This window comes from Acinetobacter sp., assembly GCF_036659555.1.
Taxonomy (GTDB): domain Bacteria; phylum Pseudomonadota; class Gammaproteobacteria; order Pseudomonadales; family Moraxellaceae; genus Acinetobacter.
Map to the genome: position 1 here is coordinate 1 of NZ_JAVXCI010000084.1, position 14,730 is coordinate 14,730.

Consider the following 14,730-nt stretch of genomic DNA (forward strand, 5'->3'; position numbering starts at 1 on the left):
GTGAAATGCTTGTTCGCGCATTAGCGGACGAAGGCGTTGAACATGTTTTTGGGTACCCAGGCGGCGCAGTACTGCATATTTACGACGCGCTATTTCAACAAGACAGAATTAACCATTACCTTGTGCGCCATGAGCAGGCAGCCGGCCATATGGCGGACGCTTATTCGCGCGTAACAGGCAAAACCGGCGTTGTGCTGGTCACTTCAGGCCCGGGCGCAACCAATACCGTTACTCCAATTGCAACTGCCTATATGGACTCCATCCCAATGGTGATTTTGTCCGGCCAGGTTGCTTCGCATCTGATTGGCGAAGACGCGTTTCAGGAAACTGACATGGTGGGGATTTCCCGCCCAATCGTGAAGCACAGCTTCCAAGTGCGCCATGCCAGCGAAATTCCTGCAATTATTAAAAAAGCTTTTTATATTGCGTCTTCAGGCCGTCCGGGGCCAGTGGTTGTCGACATTCCTAAAGATGCGACCAATCCGGCGGAAAAATTCGCTTACGAATATCCTGAAAAAGTGAAAATGCGCTCTTACCAGCCGCCGCACCGCGGCCACTCCGGTCAGATCCGCAAGGCGATTGATGAGCTGCTGCATGCCAAGCGTCCAGTGATTTACTCCGGCGGCGGCGTGGTGCAGGGCAATGCTTCCGAATTGCTGACCGAGCTGGCGCATACTTTAGGCTTTCCGGTGACCAATACCTTGATGGGCTTAGGCGCATTCCCGGGCGATGATCCGCAGTTTGTCGGCATGCTGGGCATGCACGGCACCTATGAAGCCAACATGACCATGCATAATGCGGACGTGATTCTGGCCATAGGCGCGCGCTTTGATGACCGCGTGACCAATAATCCGGCAAAATTCTGCAAAAATGCCAAAGTGATCCATATTGACATCGACCCGGCGGCGATTTCAAAAACCATCATGGCGCATATTCCGATAGTCGGCGCGGTGGAGCCGGTCTTGCAGGAAATGCTGGCGCAGCTGAAGCAGCTGAACGTGTCCAAGCCGAATCCTGAAGCCATGGCTGCCTGGTGGTCGCAAATCAATGAATGGCGCAAAGTTCACGGCCTGAGATATGAGATCCCGGCGGACGGCACCATGAAGCCGCAGCAGGTGGTTGCAGCTTTAGATAAACTCACCAACAGCGAAGCGATCATTACCTCTGACGTTGGCCAGCATCAAATGTTCGGCGCGCTGTATTACCGCTACAAGCGTCCGCGCCAATGGATCAACTCCGGCGGCTTGGGCACCATGGGCGTAGGCTTGCCGTATGCCATGGCTGCCAAGCTGGCTTTCCCGGATCAGCAGGTGGTGTGCATTACCGGCGAAGCATCGATTCAGATGTGCATTCAGGAGCTTTCGACCTGCAAGCAGTACGGCTTGAATGTGAAAATCCTTTGCCTGAACAACCGCGCATTAGGCATGGTGAAGCAGTGGCAGGATATGAACTATGAAGGCCGCCACTCCAGCTCTTATGTAGAGTCGCTGCCGGACTTCGCCAAGCTGATGGAAGCGTACGGCCATGTCGGCATTCAAATTGACCATGCCGATGAGCTTGAATCCAAGCTGGCGCAAGCGATGGCGATTAACGACAAGTGCGTATTTATTAACGTTATGGTTGACCGCACCGAGCACGTTTATCCGATGCTGATTGCGGGCCAGTCCATGCAGGACATGTGGCTAGGCAAAGGGGAGCGCACAAAATGAGACACATTATCTCTGTACTCGTTGAAAACGAAGCGGGCGCGCTTTCCCGTTTAGTGGGCCTGTTTTCACAGCGCGGCTACAATATTGAAACGCTGAATGTGGCGCCGACTGAAGATCCGACGCTGTCGCGCCTGACGCTGACCACGTATGGCGATGACCATAAGATTGAGCAGATTACCAAGCAGCTGAATAAGCTGGTTGAAGTGGTGAAAGTGGTTGATTTGTCAGAAGGCGCGCATATTGAGCGTGAGCTGATGCTGATTAAAGTGAAAGCTTTAGGCGCAGCGCGTGCGGAAATCAAGCGCACCGCTGACATTTTCCGCGGGCAGATTGTGGATGTGACGCCGACGACTTATACCATTCAGCTGGCGGGCACAACAGACAAATTGGATGGCTTTATTGACGCGCTGGCGGAAAATACCATCCTTGAAGTCGTGCGTTCCGGCGTATCGGGCATCGCGCGCGGCGAAAAAGTTTTAACCATCTGATTTTAAACAAATATACCCTCTTTATTTATTCAGAAGAGGGGCTTAATTTAGTGAAAAACAAGAAATCACTAACTTAGGGTAAGGAAACACAGCATTTTAGCGGAGACAGCAATGCAAATTTTTTATGATAAAGACTGCGACTTATCTATCATCCAATCTAAGAAAGTAGCGATCATCGGTTACGGTTCACAAGGCCATGCGCATGCGCAAAACCTGAAAGACTCTGGCGTTGACGTAACCGTGGGCTTGCGCGCCGGTTCTGCTTCATGGAAGAAAGCTGAAAACGCAGGACTTAAAGTTGCTGAAGTTCCAGCTGCCGTTGCTCAGGCTGACCTGGTGATGATTCTGACTCCGGATGAATTCCAGTCACAGCTTTACCGCGACGTGATTGAGCCGAACATTAAAGAAGGCGCAACTTTAGCATTTGCTCACGGTTTTTCTATTCTTTACAACCAAGTTGTTCCGCGTGCCGATTTAGACGTGATCATGGTTGCGCCGAAAGCGCCGGGCCACACCGTGCGTTCAGAATTCCAGCGCGGTTCAGGCGTTCCTGACTTAATCGCGATTCATCAGGATGCTTCCGGCAATGCCCGCAATGTTGCGCTTTCTTATGCTTCAGGCGTAGGCGGCGGCCGCACCGGCATTATCGAAACGTCTTTCCGTGAAGAAACTGAAACGGACTTGTTCGGTGAGCAGGCAGTGCTTTGCGGCGGCGCAGTTGAATTGGTTAAAATGGGCTACGAAACTTTGGTTGAAGCCGGCTATGCGCCGGAAATGGCGTATTTCGAATGCCTGCACGAGCTTAAGTTGATCGTTGACTTGATGTTCGAAGGCGGCATCGCGGACATGAACTATTCAGTATCGAACAATGCTGAATATGGCGAATATGTAACGGGTACTGAAGTAATCAACGAACAGTCCCGTGAAGCAATGCGCAATGCATTGAAACGCATCCAGTCTGGTGAATATGCGAAGATGTTCATTAACGAAGGCGCGCTGAACTACCCGTCTATGACTGCCCGCCGCCGTCAAAATGCTGCACACGGCATTGAAGTGACAGGCAACAAGCTGCGCGCGATGATGCCTTGGATTCAAGCAAACAAGATCGTCGACAAAGAAAAGAACTAAGGTTGCGAGCCTTGCAAAAAGCGGAAAGCAGTGCTTTCCGCTTTTTTTATGCCTTGGATTCAAGCAAACAAGATCGTTGACAAAGAAATCAGCTGATTTTTATGCTGTAAAACCCTGCGAAAGCAGGTTTTTTTATTAGGGGAATGCAGGGTTTTATATGCGCGCGGGGCTTGATGCGGAGTAAAAAATCAGCCAGCCAGTCTTGAGATGCTCTTATTCAAAAGGCTTGAAGGGTTCTTGAGATGGCGCAGCATGAGGCGCGCTGGCTTGAACCTCAGTCTGGCTGCTGCCGGCTTTTCAGCGGGCCGGGCCGCTTGCATCGGAGTTTAATAATTCTGTGATACAGTATTCACAATCCATTCTTTCTTTTGAGTGTAGCCTGCCAATGAATACTAAAAATCTCCTTTGTATCGCTGCATTAATGTTCTCAAGCTTCAGCTTTGCGGAAATGGAAGTCGCGCCGGCTGCCGCAGCGCCAGCCATAGCGGATCATGAGCTGAAAGCATTCCACAGCGTCCGCGTTTCCATGCAGCGCATGCTGCGCTCTGCGGACGGCCAGTATTTTCTGGATTTGTACGCCGGAATATGGAATCCGCACGGCACGTTAAAAGACCTTAAAAATCAAAAGAGCATTGCCTTTAAAGGCATGCAGAAAGGCGACCAGCTGAATTTGAAATCGGTCAGCGTGGACAGCATGGATGAAACCGCCACGCAGTATGCCTTGGAAGGCAAATTAAATGCCAATACGGGCTTAATGGCGGCGGTGCTGACGTCTGCCGATAAAGCCGTAAATATGCCGATTGCGTTTGAGCCTGCATTTCCGGCAGCGGATAAGCCGGTCATTGTATTTAAATTTTACGGCATTGACGGTGAACAGCAGCCCTATGGCAAAGCGCTGAAGCGCATAGACATCATCAATAAGAACAATAATGCGGTAATGCAGAGCCTGAGCGGATTTACCGCATTTGCCGGCAGCATCGGCTTTCTGGACATCAATTTTGACGGCTATTACGATGTTGTGCTGGCGGATACATCAGAGAACCGCAAGGTGGAAGACAAGCGCTTTATCTATTGGATGTACAATCCGAAAACGCAGCAGTTCCAGCGTTCCCCGCAGCTGGAAAAGATCGCCGGCTTTCCGGCGCTGCAGGGCGAAAATAAGCAGATTGATTTCGGCGCCGGCCAGCTGTATCAAGTGCAGACCGGACTGCTGAACCGCATTCAGCCGGCGGAATGATGCATGCATCCGCCTGCTGAGGCAGCCGGTTCAGCATTTGCGCCTGTGCCCCCTTATTTATTCTTTCCGCTGAAAGCGGCGGCGCATTGCCCTGAGCAAAGCCCGGTCAAATCCTAAAAACCGCAGCTAAAGGGCAGCCTGCCGCCTCAAGCGCCAGCGCGCATTTTTTCTGTTTTTGCCTGCCCTGAAAAGTTTCAGCCTATCGCCGGAAGCGCTTCATTCCGGGGCGTTCCGCTTGCGCGCAATTTGCGCATTTGCAGGAATTCTGCCGGGCGGCTGGGTCAAGCGCTATTGTGTTAAGGCCGGCTGCGGCCAGAAATGCGCTGAAGCCTGCGGCCTGCTGCGCCTAACCGGGCGGGCTGTGCAGTCCGGCGGAAATGAAGCGCTAAGCCATTCAGCTGGAAATGAATTTCAGGTGAAAAAGGAAAAATCATTTAAATTTAAAAAATCCGGCAATGCAGCGGAACCGTGAGCTTTTGCAATAAAGTTTGATGTGGATTTATTTTTTTTGTAATTCCGTGACCGGTTGTGTAAATTCTGGCGCGGAAATATTGCGCATTATTGCGGAAACAATCCCTATTTGGGGATATTTGCATTTATTAAACTGATCGTTTTTAAGCCTGTCATGGAAATTTAAAACAGCATTGCGTGAAGATTCATGCAAAATGAGCGGGCTAAAGCAGTAAATGAGGAAAAATAGGCTTTAAGTGTAATTTAATGTAAGTTTCTTATAAAAATATACTGATGAAAATACATAAATTTAATGCACAAAGAACGTGCATTTTCTGTTTTTGCATTTTGTTGCAGAAAAAATCTGCATGAAGCTGCAGCCGGCTATTGCTGGATAAACATCACTATAAACAACAGGATTTTTAATACCGTGGCTTGCAGCTGTGATGGATTTCACGTTTTATGTGAAAAATGCCGCATAAATTATTTTTCATGAAATTTGTTGAACAATGGTTATGCCATCCGGAGAAATGCAGGCGGCTTAGATTAATCACTCCAAAGCTAGGCAGTCCGCTCCAGACAAAATGGCGGATAATAATTCACAAATTGGAGAATACATCATGGCTAAATTAATTGCAGCAGGCGTATCTGCGCTGGTTTTAGGCCTATGTTCAGCAGCAGCCTATGCCGGCGAAACACAATCGCAGCGGCCGCCTAAAGGATGCGGCGTTGAGTGCCACGACAAAATTGACATTGAGCTGAAAGTTGAACCGCATTGCGATATTGACGTGCTGACGCCGAAACTTGTGCTTAAAGACAAATCAGGCGGCGACAGTGAAACCGGATATTTCAAAGTGGGCGCAAATGCAACCTATAAGCTGGATTTGAGCACAGCAAACGGCGGCAAGCTGAAATACGGCTCCAACGAAATTCCAGTGACCTTCGTGACTAAGCGCGGCGGCACAACCATTCCTATGGGGGTTTCCACAGGCCATCCTGCGACCGGCGGCGGCTGGGCTAACTACAGCGTAAAAGCCAGCATTAACGAAGTCGGCGTCGGCTATCCAGTCGGTACTTATACAGAACAGTACAAAATTAAGGTGTATTTCTAAGTTCCGGCAAGCCCTTGACCGCAGGCAGGCCTGTCATGCACAGGCCTGCTTCTTCAGCAGAATATCCGCAGCGGTTGACTTTGCAGAATAAGAATAAGGACAGGGATATGCGTAAATTACTATTGAATGCGCTGTTTGCTTCACTGGCTGCCGTGTCAGCCCTGACGCAGGCCGGATTGAAAATTACCCCCATCCAGCTTTACATTGGCGATAAAAGCAATCAGCGCAGCGCCACAGTGACACTTGATTATACCGAAGTAAGCGCAGCCAGAATTTTTGAGGCCACGGCAGTGCGCTGGTCGCAGAATGAAAAAGGGGAAGATGTTTACACGCCGGACCCGGATGTGCTGATTAATCCTAAAAACTTTGTGCTTCAGCCGGATTCCAGGCAGCTGGTGCGGGTCGGGTTTTCGCAGCCGGTGGGCGCCATGAACCTTAAGGAAGAAGGGGCTTGGCGGGTTTTGTTTAATGAAGTGCCGCCGGTGACGCAGGAAAACGCAGTCAGCTTCCTCTTTACAATTTCACTGCCCCTGTTTGTCGGCGCGCAAAATACGGCCGATCTCCGCCCCAGCATCAAGTATCGCGCCAATAATCTGATTTTGACCTTAGCCAATAATGCCAATTCACATATTCAGATCAAAGAAATTTCCCTTGTGGACAGCAGCGGCGATGCGGTTGCCGCTTTTCCCGAAATGAGATATTTGCTGGCAAAGCAGCGGGGCGAGTTTGATTTGGGTCAGATTAAGTTGGCCAGCGCTGAAAAGTATAAAGTGATAATAAAAACAGACAAGGGCGAAGCGCCTTTGGAGATTGCCTTATGAGGTGACAGTCATGATCAGGATCATTGCCCTAATGCCCTGCATCGCAGCCGGCGCATTTTGTATGACTCTGCTTCATGCTGCTGAAGATGATTTGATTTTAAGCAATGTGTGGCTAAACCAAGTTGACCGGAACACTGAGGTTCTGGTCTTTGAAAAAAATCAGCAGCTGTATGCAGAATGCGGTGTTTTAAAGCAGTTGAAAGTCAAAATTGAATTAATGAGCCGAAGCGAGCTGAAGCCGGAATTCTGCCTGCTGGCGGCAGCGGGCATCAAGTCTGAACTGGACGGAAGCCTGCAGGCAGTTAAAATTGAACTGCCGGGGAATTATTTTGAGGCGCAAAGCCTGTCGGAAAGCCCGCTGCTGATGCCGGACAAGGCTTCATTGGGCGGCTTTGTCAATTATGACCTGTATTTTGAAGACACGCGGGACGCAAGGGAATACAGCGCGCTGTCTGAAATCGGCCTGTTCAGGGATTACTGGCTGCTGGATCACGCCATGCTGGCTAGGCATGTGGAAGACGGCGAAGGCAAGCTCAGTGAAATGCTGCGCCTGAACAGCACATTCAGCATCGATTTTCCGCAAAACTATACGCGCCTGGTGCTGGGCGACAGCACCACAGTCATGAACCCGTTTATGAACTCCCTGCGCTTCGGCGGCCTGAGCTTCGGAACCAGCTACACTGAGCGCCCGGATTTTATTTACTGGAATGCGCCGACTTTAAGAGGCAGCGCGGCTTTGCCTTCCAAAGTTGACCTGCTGCTGAACGGCGTCAGCATTTACCAGCAGCAGGTGACTCCGGGCGATTATGCGCTGCAGACCGGCGCCAGCATTCAGGAGGCGGGCAATGCGCAAGTGGTGGTGGAAGATGTTTTGGGAAACCGGACTGTTCAGAGCTTTCCGCTGATGATCAACAACCGGCTGCTGCTGCCGAAGCTGAACGAATACAATATCAGCCTGGGCAAGCTGCGCTATAACTACAATATTGAAAATGATGATTACCGTGAATTCTTCAGCAATCTGTACTTCCGGCGCGGCATCAGCCATGCGGTGACGCTGGGCTTCAATGCGGCTTACAGTGAGGATGTGCAGAATCTGGGCCTGATGTGGACGCAGGCCGCAGGCAAAATCGCTGTGCTGGATATGTACGCCGCCGGCAGCCGTTCAGGTCAGGAAACTGGCTATTCCGCCGGGACGGCGCTGACCCGCTCCTGGCGCAAGATGTCTGCAGGCGCATCCATCGCGTATGCATCGCATGGCTACCGGATTCTCGGCTATCAGGACAGCCTGAGCGTGCCGAAATACGATATTCTGGCCTATCTGAATGTTTATGAAGTGCCTTGGGCCGGCAATATCAATGCCAACTATGTGCAGCGTGAATACTATGATGATACGGAGGGCTATTCGGTAGACAGCAAAGTGCTGAATCTCGGCATTTCCAGAAGCTTCAGCAGCGGCCTGACTTTAGGCCTGAGCTATTTCAATGACTTTGCCCCTGAAGGCGATCAGGGACTGTATTTCTCCCTGAACTATAATTTCGGCAGCAGCCGCAGCCTGTACGCCAGCCACTCTACAGAAGATTTCAGCCGCCTGCAGTTTGTGCAGAACAATGTCGCGGAAACCGGCCTGGACTATACGCTGGGCGCCTATCAGCGCGAGGGCGATGTCACCTATCAGGCCTATGGCGCCTACGGAACCCGATTCGGCGATCTGACCGCGCAGTACCTGCAGTCGCCGGACTATGATTCCAGCATGCTGTCTTACCGCGGCGCCGTGGCGGTGCTGGGCAAAAAAGCCGCGCTGACGCGCTATGTGGACAATGCCTTTGCCCTGGTTCAGGTCGGCGATTATGCCGATGTAGATATTTACCGCTCGCTGTCGCCGGTGGGCGCAACCCGCAGTGACGGCACCTTTTTTGTGCACAATATCGTTCCCTATGTCACCTATGATATTTCCTTCAATCAAGACCAGCTGATGATTGACGACAAGATTGACTATTCCAGCAAGCGCATGATCGCCCTGGATAAGCGCGGCTATGCGCTCAAGTTCCCTATTTATCAAACGCGCCTGATTGTGGCGCGCCTGCTGGATGAGCGCGGGCAGATTCTGGCCCGCGCCAGCGAAGTTTACCTGAATCAAAGCCAAAGCGAGTTCTTCCCGGTCGATGGTGAAGGCAAAGTCTATTTATACGGTCTGAAGCCGGATGTGTACTCCGTCACGGTGAAAACTGCAGGCGGAAAAACCTGCAGCGCGGTGCTGGCGGTTCCTGCAGGAAATTCAGAGCAGTCCGCTGCCCAGCCGGTTGATTTATTATGCAAATAAGGAGGTGAGCCATGAAAAGCCTTATTCCGCTGCTGCTGTGCATTGCAGCCGGCAGCCCGCTGGCGCATGCGGAGCAGTGCGCGATGGATACGGTCACTGAAAGCAGCATGCGCCTTTCAGGCTACTTGCGCAGCCAGGCGGCGTCCAGCTTCAGGGTGCGCTGCGGCCAGGCCTACAATATCCGCTTCAGCAGCATGAATTTAGTCAGTTCCAATGGCGACAGCTATGTGCGCAACGGCGCATTCAGGCTGGCGACGCGCATGCGCATTGAAGGCGCAAATAAAAATGAATGGAATGCGCTGCTGTCGCCGCGGACAGCCGGCCGCGACAATAAATTTGCGGTTGTGGTGGAGCTGGAAGAAACCCCGACCGTCAGCACGCCTGCCGGGATTTACCGCGATGTGGTGTATGTCAGCCTGGCCTTTTAGGCGTCCGCCCGGCGCGCTTTGCAAGGCGGCATCGGCCGGCCGTCTTGCGTTCCTGGACGGCGCGGCCGCCTCTTTGAATTGTTTAATCTTTAAACTGTCACCGCGGCATCATTAAACTGAAAGAATTGCAGCTTATGCTTTGGCTAAAACTCAAATGATAGGTAAGATATGGAACAGGTATCTGCATTCGGTCATTTAAAACAACAAGATTTTCCGGAAAGCTTCAAGTTTTATTTTAAGAATAAAAGCGCGCAAAATGTGCAGAATGATATCCGGGCGCTGAATGATCTGGTGCGCCCAAGGCTGAAGATTGCTGTGGTGACTGAAACCTGGCCGCCGGAAATCAACGGCGTGGCTTTGTCGCTGCTGCAGCTGTGCAAAGGCCTGCAGCAGCAGGGGCATAAAATCCTGCTGATCCGCCCTGAGCAGAAGCAGGGCTGCAGCCAGTTTGCTCCCAATAAGGAATGCCTGGTGCTGGCGCAGGCCATTCCGCGCTATCCCAGCTTGAAATTCGGCTGGCCGCAGTTCCTGAAGGTTGCCGGCGCAATAGACGCTTTTGAGCCGGATGTGGTGCATATTGTGACTGAAGGGCCGCTGGGGCTGGCTGCCCTGCAGGCGGCGAAAACTAAGAAAATCCCGGTTTCCAGCGGCTTTCATTCAGCTTTTCAGGACTTCAGCCGCTTTTTTGATTTGGCATTTCTGCTAAAGCCGATTCAGCGCTATCTGTGCTGGTTTCATAACAGCACCCAGCTGACCTGCGTGCCAAGCAGGGATACGGCACGTTCCTTGCAGGCCTTAGGGGTGGATTGCCCGATGGCGGTGGTTGGCCGCGGGGTTGATGTGGAATGCTTCCATCCCAAGCATGCATCGGCGCAGCTGCGCCGGCAGTGGGGGGCGGATGAGCAGACCGCCGTGCTGCTGTATGTCGGCCGGCTTTCGCCGGAAAAAGAAGTGCAGGTTATCATCAATGCTTTTTCAGCCCTGCAGCAAAGCAGCCGGCAGAAAACCCTGCTGGTGATTGTGGGCGATGGCCCGGAGCGTGAAAAGCTGCAGCGCTTAAGCGGGAGCGCTGTGGTGTTTACCGGCAGCTTAAGCGGGGCAAGGCTGTCGGAAGCCTATGCCAGCGCGGATGTTTTTGTGTTTGCCAGCCAAGTGGAAACTTTCGGCAATGTGGTGCTGGAAGCCATGGCCAGCGGCTTGCCGGTGCTGGCTTATGACAATGCCTGCGCGCAGCAGCATGTGCGGCATCAGCAGTCGGGCTGGCTGTGCGGCTTAGGCAATAGCGCCGAATTTCTGCGCCTGATGCGCGCGCTGCCGCAGCGCAGCGTGCTGAAGCGGATGGGGCTGGGCGCGCGGGAAGATATTCAGGATATTGGCTGGCAGTATCCGGTTCAGCAATTCGAACAGGCGCTTTATTCGGCAGCGGGGGCCATCCTATGATGGCTTAAGCCGGCCGTGGACGCTCGAGGACAGAACAATGAAACTCAAGAATGCAAAAATAAGAATGCTCGATCTCGATTTAAAAGGCTGTATCTATCTCAACACTTTTTCCCATTCAGAGCGGGTGGCGCATTTTTTCAAGCTGATCAGCCGCCTGGGCGACGGCATGTTCTGGTACGTCATGCTGGCGGCGGTCTGGCTGCTGCAGGGCCTGCTGTACGGGCTGCAGATGCTGTACCTGATCATCAGCAGCCTGGCGGGCACCGGCATCTATAAAGTGCTGAAAAGCAAAACCGTGCGCCCGCGGCCTTATCAGGTGCATCAGGTGATCCGCCTGGGCGAGCGCCCGCTGGATCATTTCAGCTTTCCTTCAGGGCATACCCTGCATGCGGTGATGGTGACGGCTATTTTAGGCTATGTGCAGCCGGTGCTGCTGATTCTGATGCTGCCGTTTACCGTGCTGGTGGCGCTGTCGCGCATGGTGCTGGGGCTGCATTATCCCAGCGATGTGGCGGTAGGGGCGGTGATTGGCGGGGCGGTGGCCAGCGGGATAGTCTGCAGCGCGCCCCTGCTGAACATTGCGCTGTAAATTTTCAGCGCCGGATCAGGCAAAACTCACGCAGCTTTTGGGAAATTTGCTAAAGTACGCCGTCATTTAAATAATGTTAGGAAGACTCATGGGCTTACGCTGGACAGATACCATCGATATCGCAATTGAGCTGTACGAAGCGCATCCGGAGGTTGATCCGCAGTGGATCCGCTTTACCGACCTGCATGCATGGGTTTGCGCCTTGCCGGATTTTGCCGATGACCCGGCAAAATCAACCGAAGGCCTGCTGGAAGCCATTCAAATGGCGTGGATTGACGAAGCGAGCTGATCCCTGCGTCGAAAAAAGCATTTTTTTTACATCTCAAAAGCGGAAAATAGCGCATTATTCGGTATAATGCGCCAAATTTTCCTGTCAACATTGTGACTTAAGGAGCCAATCATGGCTATTGAACGTACATTATCTATCGTAAAACCAGACGCAGTTGCTAAAAACCACATCGGCGACATCTTTGCCCGTTTTGAAAAAGCTGGCCTGCAAATCGTTGCAACTAAAATGAAGCACCTGACTCAAGCTGAAGCTGAAGGCTTCTACGCTGAGCACAAAGAACGCGGTTTCTTTGCTGACCTGGTTGCATTCATGACTTCTGGCCCAGTCGTTGTTTCAGTGCTTGAAGGCGAAAACGCAGTTCTTGCTCACCGCGACATCCTTGGCGCAACTAACCCTAAAGAAGCGGCTCCAGGCACTATCCGCGCTGACTTCGCTGTAAGCATCGACGAAAACGCTGCGCACGGTTCTGACTCTGTAGCATCTGCTGACCGTGAAGTAAACTACTTCTTCGCGCAAACTGAGATTGCTCCGCGTACTCGTTAATTCGCAGTATTCAAGCCAGATAAGTGCTATTATGCTTATCTGGTTTTTTTATTCCCTGAATAACGCTTTGCTCGTTTATTGAGCTTCTCCTTTCATCTATAGACATGGTTTAGGTAATTACACATGAGTAATGAAATGGCCGCTGCATCGGCAATTTCTGATGTGCAGCAACAATCTCCGTCCGTTCCGGCACAGCCTGCTGCGCCGAAAGTGAACTTACTCGGCATGTCGCGCCCGCAAATGGAAAAATTCTTCGAAGATATGGGGGAGAAGAAGTTCCGCGCCGGGCAAGTGATGAAATGGATTCACCAGTTTTTTGTCACCGACTTTGCCGAAATGACCAATATTTCAGGCAAGCTGCGTGAAAAATTAGAAAAAATTTCTGAAATTAAAGCGCCGGAAGTGGTGCACCGCAACTATTCCAAAGACGGCACGCGCAAATGGGTGTTCCGCGTCGGCGAAGGCGCCGGTTCTCTGGTGGAAACCGTGCTGATTCCGGCCGAAGATAAAACCGGTTCGCGCAAGACTTTGTGCATTTCTTCGCAGGTCGGCTGCGCGCTCGACTGCTCATTCTGCTCGACCGGCAAGCAGGGCTTCCAGCGCGACTTGAGCCAGGCGGAAATCATCGGCCAGCTGTGGATGGCCAACTTGTCCTATATGGAAGATGTGCCGGTGGCGGAGCGCGAGCGCTCAGTGACCAATGTGGTGATGATGGGCATGGGCGAGCCGCTGCTGAACTATGACGCCGTGCTGCATTCCATGCGCATTATGCTGGATGACTTCGCCTACGGCATGTCCAAGCGCCGCGTGACGCTGTCCACCTCCGGCGTGGTGCCGAAAATTGACCAGCTGGCGCAGGATATTGATGTCGCCTTAGCCATTTCGCTGCATGCGCCGAATGATGAACTGCGCAATGAACTGGTGCCGATCAATAAAAAATATCCGCTGGAGCAGCTGATTGCTGCCTGCCAGCGCTATATCGGCAAAGACGGCAATGAAAGCTCGCGCAAGCATGTGACCATTGAATATGTAATGCTGGACGGCGTAAACGACAAGCCGGAGCATGCGCAGCAGATGATCCGCCTGCTGAAGAACCTGCCGAGCAAAATTAATTTAATTCCTTTTAATCCGTTCCCGCATGCGCCCTATGGGCGTTCCAGCCGCAACCGGATTATTTCTTTCCAAAAAACTTTGTCTGATGCCGGATTTGTGTGTACGATTCGTCAGACCCGCGGCGATGATATTGACGCCGCCTGCGGGCAGCTGGTCGGGCAGGTTGCTGACCGCACCCGGCGCGCAGAGCAGTGGAAACAGAAAGTTGCGCAGCAGAATGAAATCCTGCGCACACAAGGATAATAAAGAGGCGGCCAATTGAGAACCTTAACGTATAAAATTGCTTTCATCTCATCTTTATGCTTTTCAGCTTTGGCGCTGACGGCCTGCCAGACGCCAGATCTCGGCAAAAAAGACCCGGAGAAAGCAGCCAAAGTGCGCACTCAATTGGCGGTTGAATATATTAAGGCGGGCGATCTGGACGCCGCCAAGCGCGCTCTGGATCAGGCGCTGGAAACGCATCCGCGCGATGCCCAGGCCAATATGATGATGGGTGTGCTGCTGCAGCAGGAAGGCAGTCCGCTGAATATGGAAAAAGCCGACAGCTATTTCCGGCGCGCTATTTCCGCTGAACCGAAAAATGCGCAGATACGTAACAACTATGGTACGTATTTGTATCAAATTGAGCGCTATAATGACGCGCTTGAACAGCTGAACATCGCCGGCGCGACACTGGGCTATGATCAGCGCGCCCGCGCGCTTGAAAACGCCGGCCGGATTTACCTGAAGCTGGGCGATGCTGCGAATGCTGAAAAATCATTCAAGCAGGCGCTGCAGGCCAATCGGGATTCCTTTGTTTCAATGTTAGAGCTGGCGGAAATTTTTTATTTAAACCAGCAAACCGCCGCCGCAGCGCAAATGTATGAACAGTTCGTGCGTGCGGTCGGGCAAAAAAATCAGGGTGCCCGCGCACTTTGGATCGGCATCCGCACTGCGCGTGCGAATGGGGATAATCTGGGAATGCAGGTGCTGGTCAACCAGCTGCGGGCATTATTCCCGGAAAGTCCTGAATACCAACGTTATTTGCAATTACAGTACAGTACTGAGGCCGTATGGAAGTAAA

At 52.1% G+C, this 14,730-nt stretch carries 15 protein-coding genes; all 15 read left to right on the forward strand.

Annotated features, from left to right (window positions below):
- The coding region (locus RSA72_RS11295) for an acetolactate synthase 3 large subunit (protein ID WP_332633206.1) at positions 1-1,709 on the forward strand (1,709 nt) is incomplete at its 5' end.
- Positions 1,706-2,197, forward strand: coding sequence for an acetolactate synthase small subunit (ilvN, locus tag RSA72_RS11300; RefSeq protein ID WP_068907818.1), 492 nt, complete (start codon positions 1,706-1,708; stop codon positions 2,195-2,197). The genes RSA72_RS11295 and ilvN, both read left to right, overlap by 4 nt.
- A 111-nt stretch (positions 2,198-2,308) precedes the next feature.
- Positions 2,309-3,325, forward strand: coding sequence for a ketol-acid reductoisomerase (ilvC, locus tag RSA72_RS11305; RefSeq protein ID WP_332622017.1), 1,017 nt, complete (start codon positions 2,309-2,311; stop codon positions 3,323-3,325).
- Between the two features lie 385 nt (positions 3,326-3,710).
- The gene (locus RSA72_RS11310) at positions 3,711-4,562 is read left to right on the forward strand and encodes an XAC2610-related protein (protein ID WP_332622019.1); all 852 of its coding nucleotides are present in this window, start codon (positions 3,711-3,713) and stop codon (positions 4,560-4,562) included.
- A 235-nt stretch (positions 4,563-4,797) separates the two neighbouring features.
- Complete coding sequence (locus tag RSA72_RS11315; protein ID WP_332622020.1) at positions 4,798-5,034, forward strand: hypothetical protein; 237 nt, start codon at positions 4,798-4,800, stop codon at positions 5,032-5,034.
- Between the two features lie 598 nt (positions 5,035-5,632).
- The gene (locus RSA72_RS11320) at positions 5,633-6,124 is read left to right on the forward strand and encodes a hypothetical protein (protein ID WP_332622021.1); all 492 of its coding nucleotides are present in this window, start codon (positions 5,633-5,635) and stop codon (positions 6,122-6,124) included.
- 107 nt (positions 6,125-6,231) lie between these two features.
- The gene (locus RSA72_RS11325; RefSeq protein ID WP_332622022.1) at positions 6,232-6,945 is read left to right on the forward strand and encodes a fimbrial biogenesis chaperone; all 714 of its coding nucleotides are present in this window, start codon (positions 6,232-6,234) and stop codon (positions 6,943-6,945) included.
- Between the two features lie 61 nt (positions 6,946-7,006).
- Positions 7,007-9,265 carry a fimbria/pilus outer membrane usher protein gene (locus RSA72_RS11330; RefSeq protein WP_332622023.1) on the forward strand — a complete coding sequence of 753 codons (2,259 nt, stop codon included), beginning with the start codon at positions 7,007-7,009 and terminating at the stop codon, positions 9,263-9,265.
- 11 nt (positions 9,266-9,276) lie between these two features.
- Positions 9,277-9,693 (forward strand): hypothetical protein, encoded by a 417-nt coding sequence (locus RSA72_RS11335; RefSeq protein ID WP_332622025.1) that lies wholly within the window; start codon positions 9,277-9,279, stop codon positions 9,691-9,693.
- A gap of 168 nt (positions 9,694-9,861) precedes the next feature.
- On the forward strand, positions 9,862-11,133 hold the full coding sequence (locus RSA72_RS11340) for a glycosyltransferase family 4 protein (protein ID WP_332633208.1): 1,272 nt from the start codon (positions 9,862-9,864) through the stop codon (positions 11,131-11,133).
- Positions 11,134-11,170: 37 nt separating this feature from the next.
- A complete protein-coding gene (locus RSA72_RS11345; protein ID WP_332624742.1) occupies positions 11,171-11,722 on the forward strand; it encodes a phosphatase PAP2 family protein in 552 nt (183 codons plus the stop codon).
- Between the two features lie 88 nt (positions 11,723-11,810).
- Positions 11,811-12,011 (forward strand): Fe-S cluster assembly protein IscX, encoded by a 201-nt coding sequence (gene iscX, locus RSA72_RS11350; RefSeq protein ID WP_332624741.1) that lies wholly within the window; start codon positions 11,811-11,813, stop codon positions 12,009-12,011.
- A 111-nt stretch (positions 12,012-12,122) separates the two neighbouring features.
- The gene (ndk, locus tag RSA72_RS11355) at positions 12,123-12,554 is read left to right on the forward strand and encodes a nucleoside-diphosphate kinase (RefSeq protein ID WP_004647460.1); all 432 of its coding nucleotides are present in this window, start codon (positions 12,123-12,125) and stop codon (positions 12,552-12,554) included.
- A gap of 123 nt (positions 12,555-12,677) precedes the next feature.
- On the forward strand, positions 12,678-13,910 hold the full coding sequence (gene rlmN / locus RSA72_RS11360) for a 23S rRNA (adenine(2503)-C(2))-methyltransferase RlmN (RefSeq protein WP_332623045.1): 1,233 nt from the start codon (positions 12,678-12,680) through the stop codon (positions 13,908-13,910).
- Between the two features lie 15 nt (positions 13,911-13,925).
- Positions 13,926-14,729, forward strand: a complete 804-nt coding sequence (gene pilW / locus RSA72_RS11365; protein WP_332623044.1) for a type IV pilus biogenesis/stability protein PilW — start codon at positions 13,926-13,928, stop codon at positions 14,727-14,729.
- Position 14,730 lies beyond the last annotated feature (1 nt).